A 16319-nucleotide genomic window follows, 5' to 3' on the forward strand; every position below is an offset into this window, starting at 1 on the left:
CATGTCTGGATCACCAAGAACGAGGCGCTGCTCGAAGATGCACGCCGCGACTGGGAAGCGCTTGGAGGGCTGCCGCTCGATCTCCAGCCGCTCTCGCGCTGGAAGCTCGGCCACCCTGTAACGATGTCCGAAGGCATCCTCTTTGTCACCTATCCGACGCTGCGCTCGGGCCGCGCCGAGGATACGCGGCTTGATCAGATCCTTGCCTGGGCGGGCGAGGATTTCGACGGCGTGATCGCCTTTGACGAAGCCCACGCGATGGCCAATGCGCTCGGGGGCTCTTCAACCCGCGGCAAGGTCAAGGGCTCCGAACAGGGCATGGCGGGGCTCAGGTTGCAGAACCATCTCCCGCGCGCCCGGGTGCTCTACGCGTCTGCCACTGGCGCTTCGGATATCGCCAATCTGGGATATACTTCCCGGCTTGGCCTCTGGGGACCCGAGACCGCTTTCCCGACCCACGAGGCGTTCATGACCGAGATCCGCGCTGGCGGCGTCGCGGCGATGGAGCTCGTCGCCCGCGACCTCAAGGCCCAGGGCCTCTATCTTGCTCGTGCGTTGTCCTTCGCCGGGGTTGAGTATGAGATCCTCGAACACAGCCTGACCGAAGCGCAGGTCAAAATCTATGACGCCTACGCCGATGCCTGGGCGATCATTCACCGCAACTTGGAAGCTGCGCTCGAAGCAACCCGCGTGGTCGACGAGGACAGCGGCGATACGCTCAATCGCAACGCCAGGGCTGCGGCGCTGTCGATCTTCGAAGGCACCAAGCAGCGCTTCTTTGCCCAGCTTCTGCTTTCGATGAAACTGCCCAACCTGATCCCCGCGATGGAAGCGGCGCTTGGCGAAGACCATTCGGTTGTCGTGCAGCTGGTCTCGACTTCCGAGGCCATGCTCGACCGGCGCCTTGCCGACCTTAGCGTGGAAGAACGCGAAGCGCTCGATATCGATCTCTCACCGCGTGAATACGTCATCGACTACCTTACGAAGGGCTTCCCGGTACGATTGATGCAGGTCTTCGCCGACGAGGACGGCAATCTTCGCTCCGAGGCAATGAGCGACGGAGAGGGCAATCCCGTTTTCTGCTCGCGTGCCCTTGCCGCGCGCGATGCGCTGATCGAACAGCTCTGCGCACTGCCGCCCATCGCTACCGCGCTCGACGCGATCATCGAGCGCTTCGGGACCGAGGCGGTGGCCGAGGTGACGGGCCGCACCCGCAGGCTGATCCTGGGCCGTGACGGCCAGCAGCGGCTCGAACGGCGAAGCCCGAGCGCAAATGTCGCCGAAGCGCAAAGCTTCATGGAAGGGACCAAGCGCATCCTCGTCTTCTCGGATGCGGGCGGCACGGGGCGTTCCTATCATGCCGACCTCGGCTGTCGGAATCAGCAACGCCGGGTTCACTTCCTGCTTGAACCGGGATGGCGCGCCGACAACGCCATCCAGGGTCTCGGTCGCACGAACCGCACCAACCAGGCCTCGGCCCCGCTGTTCCGGCCGGTAACCACCGACGTGAAGGGCGAACGCCGCTTCATCTCGACCATTGCGCGAAGGCTCGATGCCTTGGGCGCGCTGACGCGCGGCCAGCGCCAGACGGGCGGTCAAAACCTGTTCGACCCGGCCGACAATCTCGAAAGCGACTATGCGCGCGATGCGCTCAGCCGCTGGTTCCAGCTGCTCTATGAGGGCAAGCTCGAAGCCACCAACTTCGGTAACTTCGTCGAACGTACCGGCCTCCGGCTTGAAAACCCCGATGGCGGGCTGACCGACAATCTCCCCACGATCCAGCGCTGGCTCAATCGCATTCTTGCGCTGCCGATCGCGCTGCAGAACGCAATCTTCGACGAATATCTCGGACTGGTAGAGGCGCGGATCGAAGCCGCGCGCGAAGCCGGAACGCTCGACCAGGGTCTTGAGACCGTCAGCGTCGATCGTTTCACGGTCCTGGCAGATGAACTCCTGCGCACCGATCCCGTGACCGGTGCCGAGACCCGCCTCGTCTCGCTCGAAGTGACGAGGCACCTTCGGCCTTTGCGATTGCAGCGACTGGTGCGGATGCACGAGATCGGCAGCAAGTACGCGATCCCGATGCGCAATGCGCGCTCGGGCAAGGTCGCGCTCTCGGTTCCTGCCCGGCGCCTCATCGCTGACGACGGGGCCGTGATCGAACGCCGACGCTTGCTTCGACCGCTCAAGTCCGCGAACTGGACGCTTGAGGCGCTCGGTGAAAGCCACTGGGAAGAAATTGGCGTCACCGCGTTCACCAGCGCCTGGCGGGCCGAGGAAGAGGAGGCCGCCGCTTCACCGATGACCGAGCGCGTCCATCTCGCCACCGGGCTGCTGCTGCCGGTCTGGAAGCGCCTGCCCGGCGATCATGTCCGCGTCACCCGGCTCGTTGCCGAGGACGGCCAGTCGATCATCGGCCGCGGAGTGCTCGATATCGATCTCGCTGCGATCGCCGAAACCTTTGGCCTGTCCGGTGTTACCGGACCATCGGCAGAGCAGATCGGCGACCTCGTCCTCGCAAACGGCAAGCCGCTGGGCCTCGCAAGCCACGATCCACTCACCGTGAAGCGCTCGCTGGTCGGCGGCGAACAGCGCCTCGAACTGACCGGGTTCTCGCCGGATCGCCTCGACTGGTACAAGAACAAGGGCTGCTTCACCGAGATCATCCGCTACCGCACGCGGCTATTTGCCCCGGTCTCGAGAGCAAGCGAGATCCTTCAAAGCATCGCAATCGAGCCTTGAACTTCTCATTTGCCCTAAACTGGTCTATATAGAGACCAAATTCAGTCCGAAGGTGTTCTATGAAGCTGGACCAGCGCATCAAACCGATCAGCTATCTGAAGGCCCACAGCGCCGAAATTATCCGGGAGATCGGAGATGGCGCCGGGCCAATGGTCATCACGCAGAATGGCGAAGCCAAGGCAGTTCTGCAGGATGTCGCCAGCTACGAGCGCGCACAGGAAACGCTCGCTCTGCTAAAACTTCTGGCGCTCGGACAGGCCGATGTTGTCGCCGGTCGGACCCGCCCGGTGGCAGGCCTTGCGGATCGCGTACGAGGTAAGTCAAACTGAATGATGGCGGTCGCCGTAGCGATCGAGATCACCTCCGGTGCGGAGCGCGATCTTGTGGGTATCTGGCAGCGCCGCCTGAAGCAGCGCGGGCCGGATGGCGATGATGGTGCGGACGCACTGCTGGATGACCTTGTCGCGTCTATCGAATCCCTTGTGAACAATCCTCAGAAAGGACCGATTCCACCGGAACTTGAGGCTCTCGGGATCACCGACTTTCGGCAATTGTCGCGCTCTCCATTCCGCATCATCTACGGGTATCGGCCCGATCCAGCACCCGGTCAGGTGACCGTGTTCGTAATTGCTGATGCGCGCCGGGATTTTCGGACGCTTCTCGAAGAGCGCTTGCTCAGCAGCGGATAGGCATAGGTTCCGCTGAAGAGGTCAGGGTCCGGATGAACCCGAGCGCTGCCTCCGAATGCGCTCAAGTTTCCCCCTTATCTCCTCCCCTCCGTGTGACTGAATGAATCGATAAGCTCCCGTGTCGCGTAGCGCCGGAGCCTGATCACGTCCTTCCTTAAATCCGGGCGAATATTCTGCCTGTGCCCAGTGATGACGGGCCTGCCGATGGGTTCGCGCATCGAAAACAACTGCTCTCATGGACTGAACTCAACCGATCCCTGATCGCCCCAGCCCGGTCGTATAGATGGTCGCCACAGCCATCGAAGAGAGTGGAGGGAGCCCTTTGGGCTTGTGGGCCTCGTGATCCTCACCTGCGCCTTCATTCCATCAGGAGAACACCCATGATCCAGTCGATCCCCTTGAATAAGCTTGTTCCGAGCCCGCGCAACGTTCGCAAGTCGAGCGATGCGCTAGCCGACCTCCAGCTGCGGGCAGACATCGCCGCGCGGGGCCTGCTGCAGAACCTCGTGGTGCGCAAAGGAAAGCGCGGAAAGTTCGAGGTCGAGGCCGGCGGTCGCCGTCTCGCCGCGCTGCTGGCGCTGGCCGAAGAAGGCACCTTGCCTGACACGCACGAAGTCACCTGCCTCGTCATCGAAGGCGAAGAAAGCGAAGTGCGTGAAGCCAGCCTTGCCGAGAACTTCCAGCGTCTCGCGATGAACCCTGCCGATGAGGCCCAGGCCTTCGCTTCCATCATCGAGGCGGGGGCCACACCCGAAGACGTGGCGCGCCGCTTTGGCCTCACCGTTCGGTTTGTCGAAGCGCGTCTGCGCCTGGCAAGTCTGGCACCCTGCGTCTTCGAAGCGCTCGCCGAGGGCACGATCACGCTCGACATGGCGAAGGCCTACGGTGCGATTTCCGATGTCGAGCGCCAGGCGCAAGTCTATGCCGAACTGCAGGACGCCTGGTATCAGATCACGCCCGACACGATCCGCCGCATGGTGCTCGATGCCACGGTGCGCGGTTCCGACCCGCGCACTGTTCTCGTCGGTCGCGACGCCTACCTCGCCGCAGGCGGCCGGATCGAGCGCGAACTGTTCGACGATGATGCCAGCGAGAGCTGGATCGATGTCGCTCTGCTCGAGGACCTCGCGCACAAGGCCATGGAAGAAGCCGCAGAAAAGACCGCGCTTGAATATGGCCTTGCCTGGGTGCGCCCGACGCTTGGCACCTATGTCAGCCATGACCTTGTTGAAGGTATGAGCCGTCTGCCCTGCGAGCCTGCGCCGATGACCGAACAGGAAGTAAAGGAACTCGGCGAGCTCGAGGCTGACTACGACCTTGTCGCCGCCGTGCTCGAAGACGAGGACAGCGACGAGGACGAGGTCGCCAAGGCCGAACAGGAACTCATGGTGATCGACCGCGCAATGCGCGCTCTTAATGATCGTCCGCCGGTGCTCCCCGACGAACTGAAAGCTGAGGCCGGTGCCTTCCTCGTCCTCTCTCGCAATGGCGAGCCGACACTGGTCCCGCAGTTCTACACCGAGACCGAGGTCATCCCTGACGAAGGCGTGGTCGAGGCCATTGAAGAGAGCGGTGCGGCGAAGCCCAAGGGAAGCTCGCTGTCGCAGCGCCTGCTCGATGAGCTCGCAATGCAGCGCCGCGACATCCTGGCGATCCATCTCGCCAACGATCCGGCACTGGCGCTCGACTTCATGGTCTTCACGCTCGCCGATGCCGATGGGCATGACTGGCGTGCGAAGAAAGCGTCGACGCTGGTCGGCTCGGTTGCTTCCGGCCCGGTTACCGGCTTCGAGGCCAAGGATGCGCCCGCGAGTGCTGCTTTGGCCGAGTTTGCCGGGTCGCTCGATGAAAGCTGGCGTGCTGGGACAAGCGACGTGGAGCGGTTTGCGAGGTTCCGGGCACTATCCGACGAGGCGCGCTCGGCCTGGCTTGGTCATGTCGTCTCGCGCACTCTTATTGCCAGCCTTGCCTGCGAGGGCGAACGCTCTGTACTGTTGCATGAGGCGCTCGGCTCGCTGCTCGAAATCGAAACCGCGCATTGGTGGCGTCCCACGGCGGCGAACTACTTCGACCGCGTGGCCAAGGCCCGCACGCTTGAGGCGCTCGATGCCGCCGGCGGTCCCGAACTGGTTAGTCGCTATGCCGCCTCCAAGAAGGCCGAGCTGGCGAGCGCTGCCGAGCGCATCTTCTCGGGCAACTTCATCGGCGATGCCGAGGTCAAGGAGCGGGCACAAGCCTGGGTTCCGACGATCATGCGGTTCACCGATACTGACGTTCCCACCGATCTCGAGGAAGATGCGTCGATTGAAGATGAAGCCGGCGAAACGGTCAGCGGCGATGTGACCGACGAGATTGCCGAGCAGGCTGCCTGACCCCTCCTGACAGGTCTAGGTCACTCGGCGGGCGGTCCGTCCCTATCGGGACGGGCCGCTTTTTCCCGTCATGTTATGAATTGAGCACTCTCGCTCGCTGGCCGAGAGCTGCCCTCCTGAAGTTTTTGCCACTACCGTGCCAATTGCGGCTACGATGCCTGTAGATCGACCGTCACCGTTAGCTCACCGTCCGGCACGCCCTCCTCATCCCAATACCAGTCACCGTAGCGGATCGGACTGGGAATATCGAGGATGCGTTGAACCGTGAATTCTCCGTTTTTGCTTCCGACACGCCTCTCCATCTCTTGGGGAGCGGCTTGCGTCTCGCTGACGGGAGAGCCGATTGTCGCAATCACCCCAGCGGCCAGAATGACGTAGGACCTCATTGGCTCTCTCCTTTAGTCGGTCCCATCGTCGACGCATCGCCTGTCTCGACTTGAACCGTCAACCAACGGTAACTAGCCCGCCAGCTTAAGGCAGGCTTAGGCTGCGGACACTTTTGCCGGCGTCAAAAGCGAGATCCCTTCGAGGCTTACGCCGAAACTGTGCCGGAGGATGCGGCGGTTGAGCAGGTGGCCAGTCGGGCCGCCTGAGCCCTCCTGACGGTCCGTCCGGGTTCATTTCAAACCTTGCCTGGCCAGCCCACATGCAAGTCGTCAATAACGAAATGGTGCCGATGGCCGTCGCTTCCATGCTCTTGCAAATGCGGATGATCAGACGGCAGTTCGGGATGCGTATGGTAAAGCATGGAGGGGTCTTTGCGGGGCCAGAGCCACAGGGTAAGCCCGACGCCCAGAATGCCCAAGGCCGCTAGCACCAGAAAAGTCGGCGTCATGCCAAAGCGAGCGCCGATTTGACCTGCCATGGGATACGCGACGAGCCAGCACACATGGCTCAGCGCGAACTGGGCAGCGAACAGCGCCGGGCGGTCCTCATCCGCCGACGAGCGTTTGAGTAATCTTCCGCTCGGCGTGACGCAAAGCGAATACCCGATACCCATCGCGAGCCAGCCGACCAGCAGAAACGGCCAGAGCGGTTGGGTGCCCAGCTGTCCGAACACTAGCCCTATCGCTGCCAGTGTGGCGACCAAGAGAGCCGCGCCGAAAATCATGACCGTACGGTCTTTCACCCCGGTCAGGATGCGGGGCAGAGCAAGCGCAGCCAGCATCGAGCCCGCTCCGTAAGCCGCCAAAGCCAGCGCGACGTCGCCTTCGCTGCGTCCCATGTTTTTCACGATGACAACCGTGTTGACGATGACCATCGCGCTGCCAGCCGCCGCAGCAAGGGTGACGGCCAGCAAGCCGACAAGCCTGGGTGTCTTGAGATAGACCCGCATGCCGCGTGTGGTTTTGCGCCATACACCCTCCACCCGCTTTGCCAGCGATTTCCTGTGAGGTAGAGCGGCGCTCACCACAAGCATCGCCGAGACGACGAAGCCGATGGCGGTTCCCGCGAACAGCCAGTGGAAGCTTATGGTCACCAGTAGCGCGGCAGCCAGGACCGGACTGACCAGGCTTTCAAGATCGTAGGCCATTCGGGACAGGGAAAGAGCTTTCGTGTACTCTTCTTCGTCCGGCAGGATGTCGGGAATGGTTGCTTGGAAGGTCGGCGTGAAGACGGCCGATGCCGACTGCAGCACGAAAATGAGCAGATAGATTTGCCAGACCGCATCGACGAATGGGAGCAGTAGCGCAACGCCGGCGCGGATGATGTCCATTCCCACAAGCAGGCGTTTGCGGGGAAATTTGTCGGCATAGGCCCCGGCAAGGGGAGCGATACCGATATAGGCGACCATCTTGATGGCAAGTGCCGTACCCAAGACCGCGCCGGCGTCGGCACCGGCGAGATCATAGGCCAGCAAGCCGAGAGCGACCGTCGAGAGCCCCGTTCCGACAAGCGCGATGACCTGCGCAAAAAACAGGTGACGATATGTGCGATTGGTCAGAACGGAGAGCATGGCGATGTCTTCCTTTGGGCAGAGAGTGATCTAGACTACACGCTTGATTTCGGAGTAGCTGCCGTCGGTCTTGAGGGTCACGGTTACGGTTGCGCCAGAACGATTGCGCCAGAACCAGCCATGGCTCCCATCGAAGGCGGCGACGAGTGTGCCGGACTCACCCGTGGATTCGCGGCCTTTGTCGTATCCGTGGTAAGAAATGCCCGGGGCATCGGCATGCGTATCGAAATTGACGTGGCCACCTTGCACCGACCATTCGTATTGAAGACTGGCCCCATCGGCCATGACCGCCTTGACTTCCGCACCCTCACCAGGCGCGAGCGTCAATTCGGTGACATCGCGGCGCGTTGCCGCTTCGGAGCCGCTGCCGCTGTTACCGGCGAGCGTACGAACCTCCTCGATGGCTGTGTTCTGCTCGTCGGCAGCTGCTTCCGCAGCAAGTTGCTGTTTGATCTCGCCCATCTCGGAATATCCAAGAAGACGGCCCGCTCCGGTCGGATCGATCGCGTATTCCGCGGGTAGAACCACGGTGACCAGGAGGACGGTCGCGGTCACCAAGGCGAACGCGGTCGCCTTGACAAGCTGGCGGTTGGTGGGAAGGTCGCTGGTGGACGGGCGCTGTGAATTGAACATGTCTATTGCTCCTGGAAAAATGTGATCAGGCTACGGCGAAGCCGACGAGTTGGTAGCCGACGAGCATGAAGCCCGCGGTCATGAGAAGAGTGTTGGCGGCGAAGGCGTGACGCATGAAGCTCTCGGTCCTGCGCCAAAAGCCCATCACGATCAGGATTGCGCCAAGGGCGAGCAATTGCCCGATTTCCACACCGACATTGAAGGCGAGAAGATTTGGGATGAGGCCGTCTTCGGCGATCTCGAATTCGATGATCTTCGTGGCAAGGCCGAAGCCGTGAAAGAAGCCGAAAATGAGGGTTGCTGCCTTGGTACTTGGCTGGAATCCGAACCACCGCTGGAAGGCACCGAGATTGTCCAACGCCTTGTAGACGACCGACAGACCGATGATCGCATCGATGAGATAGGCGTTGGCGGTGATACCGGTCAGGACACCGAACAGCAGCGTGGTCGAATGGCCGATCGCGAACAGCGTCACGTAGATTCCGACGTCCTTCAACCGGTAGAGAAAGAAGATGACGCCGAAAAGAAAGAGCAGGTGATCGTATCCGGTCACCATGTGTTTTGCGCCGAGATAGATGAAGGGCAGGATCAGCGTTCCGCTGCTCTCCTGGATGTAGCCCTTGTCCCCCTCGGCGACATTGTGCGCCCACGCTTCGGCACCCGAGGCGAGGAAGATTAGCAGAACTGTAGCGAGCGCGAGAATGCGCATGACTGCTGTATTGGATCGAGATTGCGTTATCGATATCATTTCGTTCTCCGGTCCCGGATGTCGGCCGCCCGCAGGATTGCACCCTGCGGACGACTGCTCCGGCTTCAGCTTGCGAGTTGAGGGTTGGGGTTTTCGTCGGATGTCCCTGTCTCCGGGACTTCCGTGCGTTCGCCGCGAACCACCCTGTAGAGTGCTGGCAGAACCAGCAGTGTCAGCGCGGTAGCCGAGACGATCCCGCCGATGACGACCGTCGCGAGCGGACGCTGCACCTCCGAACCGAGCCCGACATTCAGAGCCATCGGAACGAAGCCGAGGCTTGCGACGAGTGCGGTCATGAGTACGGGCCGCAGACGAGCCATGGCTCCTTCCTTGATGGCGTCCTCGAGCGGCTTGCCGTCATCCATCAGCTGCCGGATGAACGTCAGCATGACGACGCCGTTCAGCACGGCGATCCCCGACAGGGCGATGAAGCCGACCCCCGCCGAGATCGAGAAGGGGATGCCGCGCAGCATGAGCGCGGCCACCCCTCCGGTAAGCGCCAATGGCACCCCGGAAAACACGACCAGCGCGTCCTTCACCGAGCGAAACAGCGCCACCAGCAGGCCGAAGATCAGCAGCAAGGCGAGCGGAACGACGATCTGAAGCCGCGCACTCGCGGATTCGAGTTGCTCGAATGTGCCGCCATAGTCGACCCAGTAGCCCTCGGGCAGCTCGATCTCCGTGGCGATCCTCTCTTGCGCCTCGGATATGAAGGAACCCAGGTCCCGTCCGCGCACATTGCTGGTGACCACCGCACGCCGCTTGCCGTCCTCGCGGCTGATCTGGTTCGGCCCCTGAACGTTCTCGATCGTCGCAACCTCCGACAGCGGGACAGACCCTCCACCTGGCAGTGCGATAGGAAGACGCTCGAGCACCTGGCGATCCTCGCGCATCTCTTCGGGCAGCCGGACAACGATATCGAAGCGTCGATCACCCTCGAAGATCTGGCCGGCCTCGGTCCCGCCGATTGCCGTCGACACCACCGTCTGAACATCGTCCACGTTCAACCCGAGCTGGGTCAGGCGGATGCGATCAGGGATGACCTGAATGAACGGCAAGCCGGTCACCTGTTCGGTCTGCGCGTCCTGCGATCCCTCGATCGAAGAGACAACGCCCTCGACCTCGGCTGCAACGGAAGCGAGCTGGTCGAGATCGTCCCCGAAGATCTTGATCGCGACGTCTGAACGCACGCCCGCGATGAGTTCGTTGAAACGCATCTGGATCGGTTGAAGGAACTCGTAGCGCGAACCCGGCACCTGCTGGACGGCCTCGTTCATCTCGGCGACGAGTTGCTCCTTCGGTTTGCGGGGATCCGGCCAATCCTCTCTCGGCTTCATGATCACGAAGGTGTCGGCGACCGATGGCGGCACTGGGTCAGTGGCCACATCGGCGGTACCGATCTTCGCGAACACCTGGTCCACCTCGGGGAAGGTGCGAATTTTGTCTTCCAGGGCAGTCTGCATGGCGACCGCCTGGCTGAGGCTGGTACCCGGAATTCTCAGGGCGTGGAGCGCGATATCGCCTTCATCCAGATTGGGAATGAATTCCGATCCCATCCGGCTTGCACCCCATCCACTCAGGACCACCAGAGCCACGGCTCCGGCAAGGACAGCTTTGCGCGAACGCAAGGCGAAATCGAGCATCGGACGATAACCCGATTTGGCGGCGCGCATGACGCGCGTCTCCTTCTCCTCGACCTTGCCCGTCACGAATGTCGCGACCGCGGCCGGAACGAAGGTGAGGGAGAGCACCATGGCGGCGGTGAGCGCCATGACGACCGTGATCGCCATCGGGTGGAACGTCTTGCCCTCCACGCCTTCGAGAGCGAAGATCGGCACGTAGACGATCGTGATGATCAGAATGCCGAAAAGGCTCGGCTTGATCACCTCGGCAGATGCGCGGGCCGCCAGCTTGAAGCGTTCCTCGCGATTCAGCAGTCTTCCGAGCGAATGCTGCGCCTCGCCGAACCGACGGAGGCAGTTTTCGACAATGATGACCGCACCATCCACGATCAGGCCGAAGTCCAATGCCCCCAGGCTCATCAGATTGCCCGACACGTTGTTCTCGACCATCCCCGTGATCATCAGGAGGAAAGAGAGCGGGATCACGGCAGCGGTAATGAGTGCAGCCCTGAAGTTGCCGAGCAGGACGAACAGGACAACGATGACCAACAGCGCCCCTTCGGCGAGGTTCTTCTCGACTGTGGAGACCGTTGCTTCGACCAGTTCGGAGCGATCGTAGACCGTATTGGCGACAACGCCGCCGGGCAGCGAGCGGTTTACCTCTTCCAGCCTTTCGGCCACCGCGACACTGACATCGCGGGCATTCTCGCCAACGAGCATGTAGATCGTGCCGAGCACGACTTCGCGGCCATCCTTGGTCGCGGCGCCATTGCGGATCTCGGATTCGATCTCGACATCCGCCACATCAGCGATACGAATGGGAATGCCATCGCGGTAATCGACGATAATCCCGGACAGATCGCGTTCGTCCTCGGCCTGTCCGGGTACGCGGATAAGATATTGCGAACCCGACCTCTCGACGTAGCCAGCACCGACATTGGCATTGTTGTTTTCGAGCGCCTCGATCACGTCCTCGACCGTCAGACCGAAGCCGGCAAGACGTTCGGGAAGCGGCGCTACGACATACTCCTTGCGGTAGCCGCCGATCGAGTTGACCTCGGTGACCCCTGGAACCGTGCGAAGCTGGGGCCGAACGACCCAGTCATGCAACGTCCGCAGATCCTGCGCGGTATAGCGCGAGCCATCGGGTTTGACCGCGCCCTGCTCGGCTTCGACCGTGTACATGAAGATCTCGCCCAGGCCCGTGGCGATAGGCCCGAGCTCGGGTTCGACCGTCTCCGGCAGGTTCGAACGTACCGCCTGCAGGCGCTCGTTGACGAGTTGCCTGGCGAAGTAGATGTCGGTGCCGTCCTCGAAAACGACGGTAACCTGGCTCAGACCGTAGCGCGAAACCGAGCGCGTATAGGACAGCCCCGGCAACCCCGCGATGGCGGTTTCGACCGGATAGGTAATGCGCTGCTCGGCTTCGAGCGGAGAAAAGCCCGGCGCCGAAGTGTTGATCTGCACCTGCACATTGGTGATGTCCGGCACGGCATCGATCTTGAGCCGGCCGAAACTGTAAATGCCCACGGCGGCGAAAATGAACACCGCTGCCAGCACTGCGAAACGCTGTCTGATCGACAGCTCGACAATTCTTTCCAACATGAAATCGCGCTCCTCAGTGATCGTGGCTCGCGCCCGACTTCTCGATGTCGGCCTTGATCACGTAGCTGTTCTCGGATGCGTAGACGGTGCCTGCATCGATCCCGCTCAGCACTTCGGTCCACTCGGGACCTTCCTGACCAAGCTCGAGCATCCGCACCTCGTAGGTCTCGCCGATCTTGGCGAAGACGACGCGAAAATCGCGGAATTGCTGGATGGCGTCCGTCCTGACGGCGAGAGGCACCCGTCGCTGGTCGACCGAGACCAGCCCCCTGACCGCCATTCCCGGTCGCCAGAAGCCATCGCGATTGGGGAGCGGCGCACGTGCGGTCACCGCCTGGCTGCTGACTTCCGCCAAAGGCAGGAAGTCCCGGATGCGGGAGCCCTGCGCACGCTGGCCTTCGAGGCCCCGGATGAGCACGGATTGTCCGGGACGAACCCGCTCGATGTCGCGTGGGAAGATCGGGAAGGTCGCAACCGTGCGAGACGGATCGGAGATGACGAACATCGGATCGCTGTCCGCGATGTCGCCAATGTTGGTATTGCGCTGCGTGATCACTCCGGAAATCGGCGCGTAGATCGGATAGGTCTGCAACGATGAACTGCTTTCTACCCGCGCCAGCAACGCCCCCCGCGCTACACGATCGCCGAGATTGGCATGCAGCGACATGACGGTGCCCGGGAATTTGGCCCCCACTTCGGCGCTGCCGGAGGGATCGAGCTCCACCCGTCCGATGATTTCCACGGTTTCACCGACCTGTTGCGGTCCGACCGTCTCGGTCCGGATGCCGGCCGGACGTGCCGCCTCGTCCGAGATGGTAACCCGGCCCTCGTAAGATTCGAACGCCCATCGATGGCTGTTGTCGCCTTCGATTGCCACTACCACGACGTCGAAACTGTGCGGTTCGACGAGAACGCCCTGGCCCCGCAGGTAATCCTGTTCCGGTTCGAATTCGAACGTGGTCTTTTCGCCGTCCAGACGCGTGATCATGACCCGGGCACGGACCGTTTCGGGATCGACGGGCTCGTTGTCGCGGTAGGCGTATAGACGGTATTCGGGCGGAACACCGTCTTCAAAGACGGTAACCTCGATCGCGAAGTCGCCGTCACGAAGCATGCGACCGTTGTGTGGACCGCGCTCGTACTCGCCCTCTGCGGCTGCCTGTTCTTCGGAAGTTTCCGGCGTATCTGCCGACTGGCCGCAGGCGGTGAGTGTCGCTGCAAAGCACGCAGCAAGGAATAAGTGCGTCTTGCGCATGATCAATAACCCCCAACAAGTTCGATGAAGCGGCCAGTCAGTCGGTCGTAGTCGACCTTGGCCTGATGATATTCGGCGAGAGCATCGACGAAGCGGACTCTGGCCTCGTGCAATGCGGTCTGGGCAACGGAGACATCGAGAAAGGTGAACCCTCCGCGATTGTAGCCGGCACGGACCTCCCGAAGGGTCTGTTCGGCACCGGGCACCACCTGCTCCTGGATCGCCTCGGCCTCGTGGCGCGCCTCTTCGACGCGTTCGGCAGCCAGAGCGATCTGCCGGCGACGCTGGAACCGTTCGACCGCGAGGTCCGCCTCTACCTGCCGCTGCTCGGCCGCGGCGCGGTCGATGTTGGCCCGATTGAGCGCGCGGTTGGGCAAAGGCAGCGAGAAGCCCGCAATGACGGCGACGTCGCCATTGCCGAACAACCTGGGTCCCGCGAAGACAGTTGGATCGGTGCGCGAATTGGCTTCCTGGAGGCGATAGTTCGCGTCCGCCCTCTCGCGCCGGGCCTGGAAGACGGCAAGATCGACTGGCGTAAGGTCGGCAGTGGTGATGGCAATCTCTTCGGCTTCGAGGAAGCCCGAGGTCACGACTCCGATGCTGCGTGGATCTCCGCCGGTAAGGAGCGCCAGGCGCGCCAGAGCGGCTTCGAAGGCGTGTTCCGCCAGCCCAAGATCCACCCGGGCTTCGGCCAGTTGTGTGCGGGCCCGCGTTCCCGCGAACAAAGGGTCGCGCGCCTCATCGACCCTGCGCTGCACCTCATTGGCGAGGGTCTCGGCGATCTCGACCCTGCTCCTGGCAAGTTCGAGCGACAAGGCGGCGGCTTGCGCTTCGACGTACAACGCCTGGACTTCGCTCGCGAGATCGAGACGCCGCACGAGCGCCTCGGCCCCGGCAACGGCGATATCACCTTGCGCGAGGCGCACGCGCGCCGCGCGTTTGCCGCCGCGCTCCAGTCGCTGGTTGTAAGTCCCGTCGATCTGCCATTGGGAAAAGCCCGGGGTGCCGATGTTCTCGACGGTCCCATCGATCGTGGGCGCGGGGTTGGTATCGGCAGCGCTTCGCGCTGCGTTGAGGCCGTCGAGGCGCGCTGCGGTCGCCTCGCCCTGCGGTGAATTGGCGACCGCAGTTCGAACGGCCTCCTCGAGTGTGTACGTCTGGGCGGATGCCGAGGTCGCCCACACCAACGTGGCCGCCAGAAGGGCGGCACGCGTGGACACGTGCATGATAGACTGCTCCTGATTGTCTGAATGGAAATTGGCCCGGAATGCGGGCCGGATTCAGAAAATCAGGCTGATGGGGGCTGTGTTAACGGAGCTGGCGAAAAGCCGATGAGAGGCGGTGTCTCGCCCGGCCGCAGAAGTGTTCGAGGCGCAGGGGCGTTGCCCGCGAACTCGGTCTGGTCCGGCATCGCAATCGAGCTGTGCGAATGCGAAGCAGGGTGAGGCACGATGTCTTCGGACGCGAGCGAATCGGCGTCTGTCTCGACCTCGATGACATCGGCGGAATTGTGCTCATGCGCATGATGCGCGCTTGCCGCCTCATGTGCATGCGCCGCTTCCAGATGCGGAATCGATCCCGGAAGCCCGCCATGCGAGACCAGGAGCAATGCCAACAAAAACAGGAAATGGAGCTGGCGCATCGGCGGGCGGTTAGCTGATCGCAAGCAAATGGGCAAGCCGCAGGGACCGGTTTTTGAGCGATTGCTTGCCGTACGATCCCGTGTCCGACGGAAGATCCGGCGCGTGCAAGGTAGCACGCAGCAAGGAGAGAGGAGAGGGAGCTTTGCTCTTCCTGAGCCGGGGCATCTCCGTCCCGGCGATCAGGAGACCTCCCATGACCAAGTCCCGCCGCGCTGTTTCAGATTCGCCAGCCCAGCGCATCACCGCCGCCATCATCGAGAAACTCGAGCAAGGGACAAAGCCCTGGGTTAAGCCGTGGCGCGGTGTGCCGGTCTCGCGGCCCTTGCGGAGCTGCGGGACACCCTATCGCGGCATGAACACATTCTGGTTGTGGATGGTGGCCGATGGCTGCGGCTACGCCTCGCCTTACTGGATGACCTATCGTCAGTGCCAGAAACTTGGCGGACAGGTCCGCAAGGGTGAGAAATCGACCATCGCGATTTTCTACAAGAGCTACACCAAGGAGGTCGAGAACGCTGAAGGCGAGGCCGACATTGAAAACCGGCGCGTGCTGAAGGCCTATGCCGTGTTCAACGCTGACCAGTGCGACGGCCTCCCTGCATTCTACCATCCCAAGCCGCTGGTTGCCGCACTTGAGCCCGAAGGACGCGAAGACCGCCTTGATGCCTTCTTTGCCCATATTGGCGCCGACCTTCGCCACCATGGCGCGCAGGCCTATTACGAGCCGCTGCGTGACCGCGTTACCCTGCCGCCAGCCGAACTTTTCGAAGCCTACGACTCCTACTATGCGACGCTCGCGCACGAGCTGTCGCACTGGACGGGGCATTGCTCGCGACTCGATCGCGATCTCAAGAACCGCTTTGGCAGCGATGCCTATGCTGCCGAGGAACTCATCGCCGAGCTGTCCTCAGCCATACTTGGGGCAGAACTCGGTCTTCCGGTCACCCACCTCGACCATCACGCCAGCTACATCGCGTCCTGGCTCAAGATCCTCAAATCGGACGAGCGCGCGATCCTGACCGCTGCGGCCAAGGCCGAGGAAGCGGCCAGCCT

General features: G+C 62.4%; 13 protein-coding genes. 5 read left to right on the forward strand and 8 right to left on the reverse strand.

Translation table 11 applies throughout. The features are described 5' to 3' along the window. The 4 genes from D2V17_RS16775 to D2V17_RS16790 all read left to right on the forward strand — a co-directional run. The coding region (locus D2V17_RS16775) for a strawberry notch family protein (protein ID WP_191229249.1) at positions 1-2742 on the forward strand (2742 nt) is incomplete at its 5' end. A 59-nt stretch (positions 2743-2801) separates the two neighbouring features. Then, the gene (locus D2V17_RS16780; RefSeq protein ID WP_119594096.1) at positions 2802-3071 is read left to right on the forward strand and encodes a type II toxin-antitoxin system Phd/YefM family antitoxin; all 270 of its coding nucleotides are present in this window, start codon (positions 2802-2804) and stop codon (positions 3069-3071) included. A 3-nt stretch (positions 3072-3074) separates the two neighbouring features. After that, positions 3075-3431 carry a type II toxin-antitoxin system RelE/ParE family toxin gene (locus D2V17_RS16785; RefSeq protein WP_245978775.1) on the forward strand — a complete coding sequence of 119 codons (357 nt, stop codon included), beginning with the start codon at positions 3075-3077 and terminating at the stop codon, positions 3429-3431. Positions 3432-3811: 380 nt separating this feature from the next. Continuing rightward, positions 3812-5803: a ParB/RepB/Spo0J family partition protein gene (locus D2V17_RS16790; protein ID WP_119594100.1), complete on the forward strand. Its 1992-nt coding sequence runs from the start codon at positions 3812-3814 to the stop codon at positions 5801-5803. Positions 5804-5952: 149 nt separating this feature from the next. Here D2V17_RS16790 and D2V17_RS16795 read toward each other — a convergent pair whose 3' ends face one another. From D2V17_RS16795 to D2V17_RS16830, 8 genes are all read right to left on the reverse strand, one after another. Next, the gene (locus tag D2V17_RS16795; protein WP_119594102.1) at positions 5953-6189 is read right to left on the reverse strand and encodes a hypothetical protein; all 237 of its coding nucleotides are present in this window, start codon (positions 6187-6189) and stop codon (positions 5953-5955) included. Positions 6190-6425: 236 nt separating this feature from the next. Continuing rightward, positions 6426-7760: an MFS transporter gene (locus D2V17_RS16800; protein ID WP_119594104.1), complete on the reverse strand. Its 1335-nt coding sequence runs from the start codon at positions 7758-7760 to the stop codon at positions 6426-6428. Between the two features lie 30 nt (positions 7761-7790). Further along, a complete protein-coding gene (locus D2V17_RS16805; protein WP_119594106.1) occupies positions 7791-8393 on the reverse strand; it encodes a transmembrane anchor protein in 603 nt (200 codons plus the stop codon). Between the two features lie 25 nt (positions 8394-8418). Continuing rightward, on the reverse strand, positions 8419-9102 hold the full coding sequence (locus tag D2V17_RS16810; protein ID WP_225082084.1) for a HupE/UreJ family protein: 684 nt from the start codon (positions 9100-9102) through the stop codon (positions 8419-8421). A 104-nt stretch (positions 9103-9206) separates the two neighbouring features. Continuing rightward, positions 9207-12368: an efflux RND transporter permease subunit gene (locus D2V17_RS16815; protein ID WP_119594110.1), complete on the reverse strand. Its 3162-nt coding sequence runs from the start codon at positions 12366-12368 to the stop codon at positions 9207-9209. A gap of 13 nt (positions 12369-12381) precedes the next feature. Next, positions 12382-13623 (reverse strand): efflux RND transporter periplasmic adaptor subunit, encoded by a 1242-nt coding sequence (locus tag D2V17_RS16820; protein WP_119594112.1) that lies wholly within the window; start codon positions 13621-13623, stop codon positions 12382-12384. A 2-nt stretch (positions 13624-13625) separates the two neighbouring features. Next, entirely contained in the window at positions 13626-14849 is a 1224-nt protein-coding gene (locus D2V17_RS16825) for a TolC family protein (RefSeq protein WP_119594114.1), read from the reverse strand. Between the two features lie 62 nt (positions 14850-14911). After that, positions 14912-15265: a hypothetical protein gene (locus D2V17_RS16830; protein ID WP_119594115.1), complete on the reverse strand. Its 354-nt coding sequence runs from the start codon at positions 15263-15265 to the stop codon at positions 14912-14914. Positions 15266-15459: 194 nt separating this feature from the next. Here D2V17_RS16830 and D2V17_RS16840 point away from each other — a divergent pair. Further along, the coding region (locus tag D2V17_RS16840; RefSeq protein WP_119594119.1) for an ArdC family protein at positions 15460-16319 on the forward strand (860 nt) is incomplete at its 3' end.

The sequence above is a fragment of the Aurantiacibacter xanthus genome, from assembly GCF_003584015.1.
Taxonomy (GTDB): Bacteria; Pseudomonadota; Alphaproteobacteria; order Sphingomonadales; family Sphingomonadaceae; genus Alteraurantiacibacter; species Alteraurantiacibacter xanthus.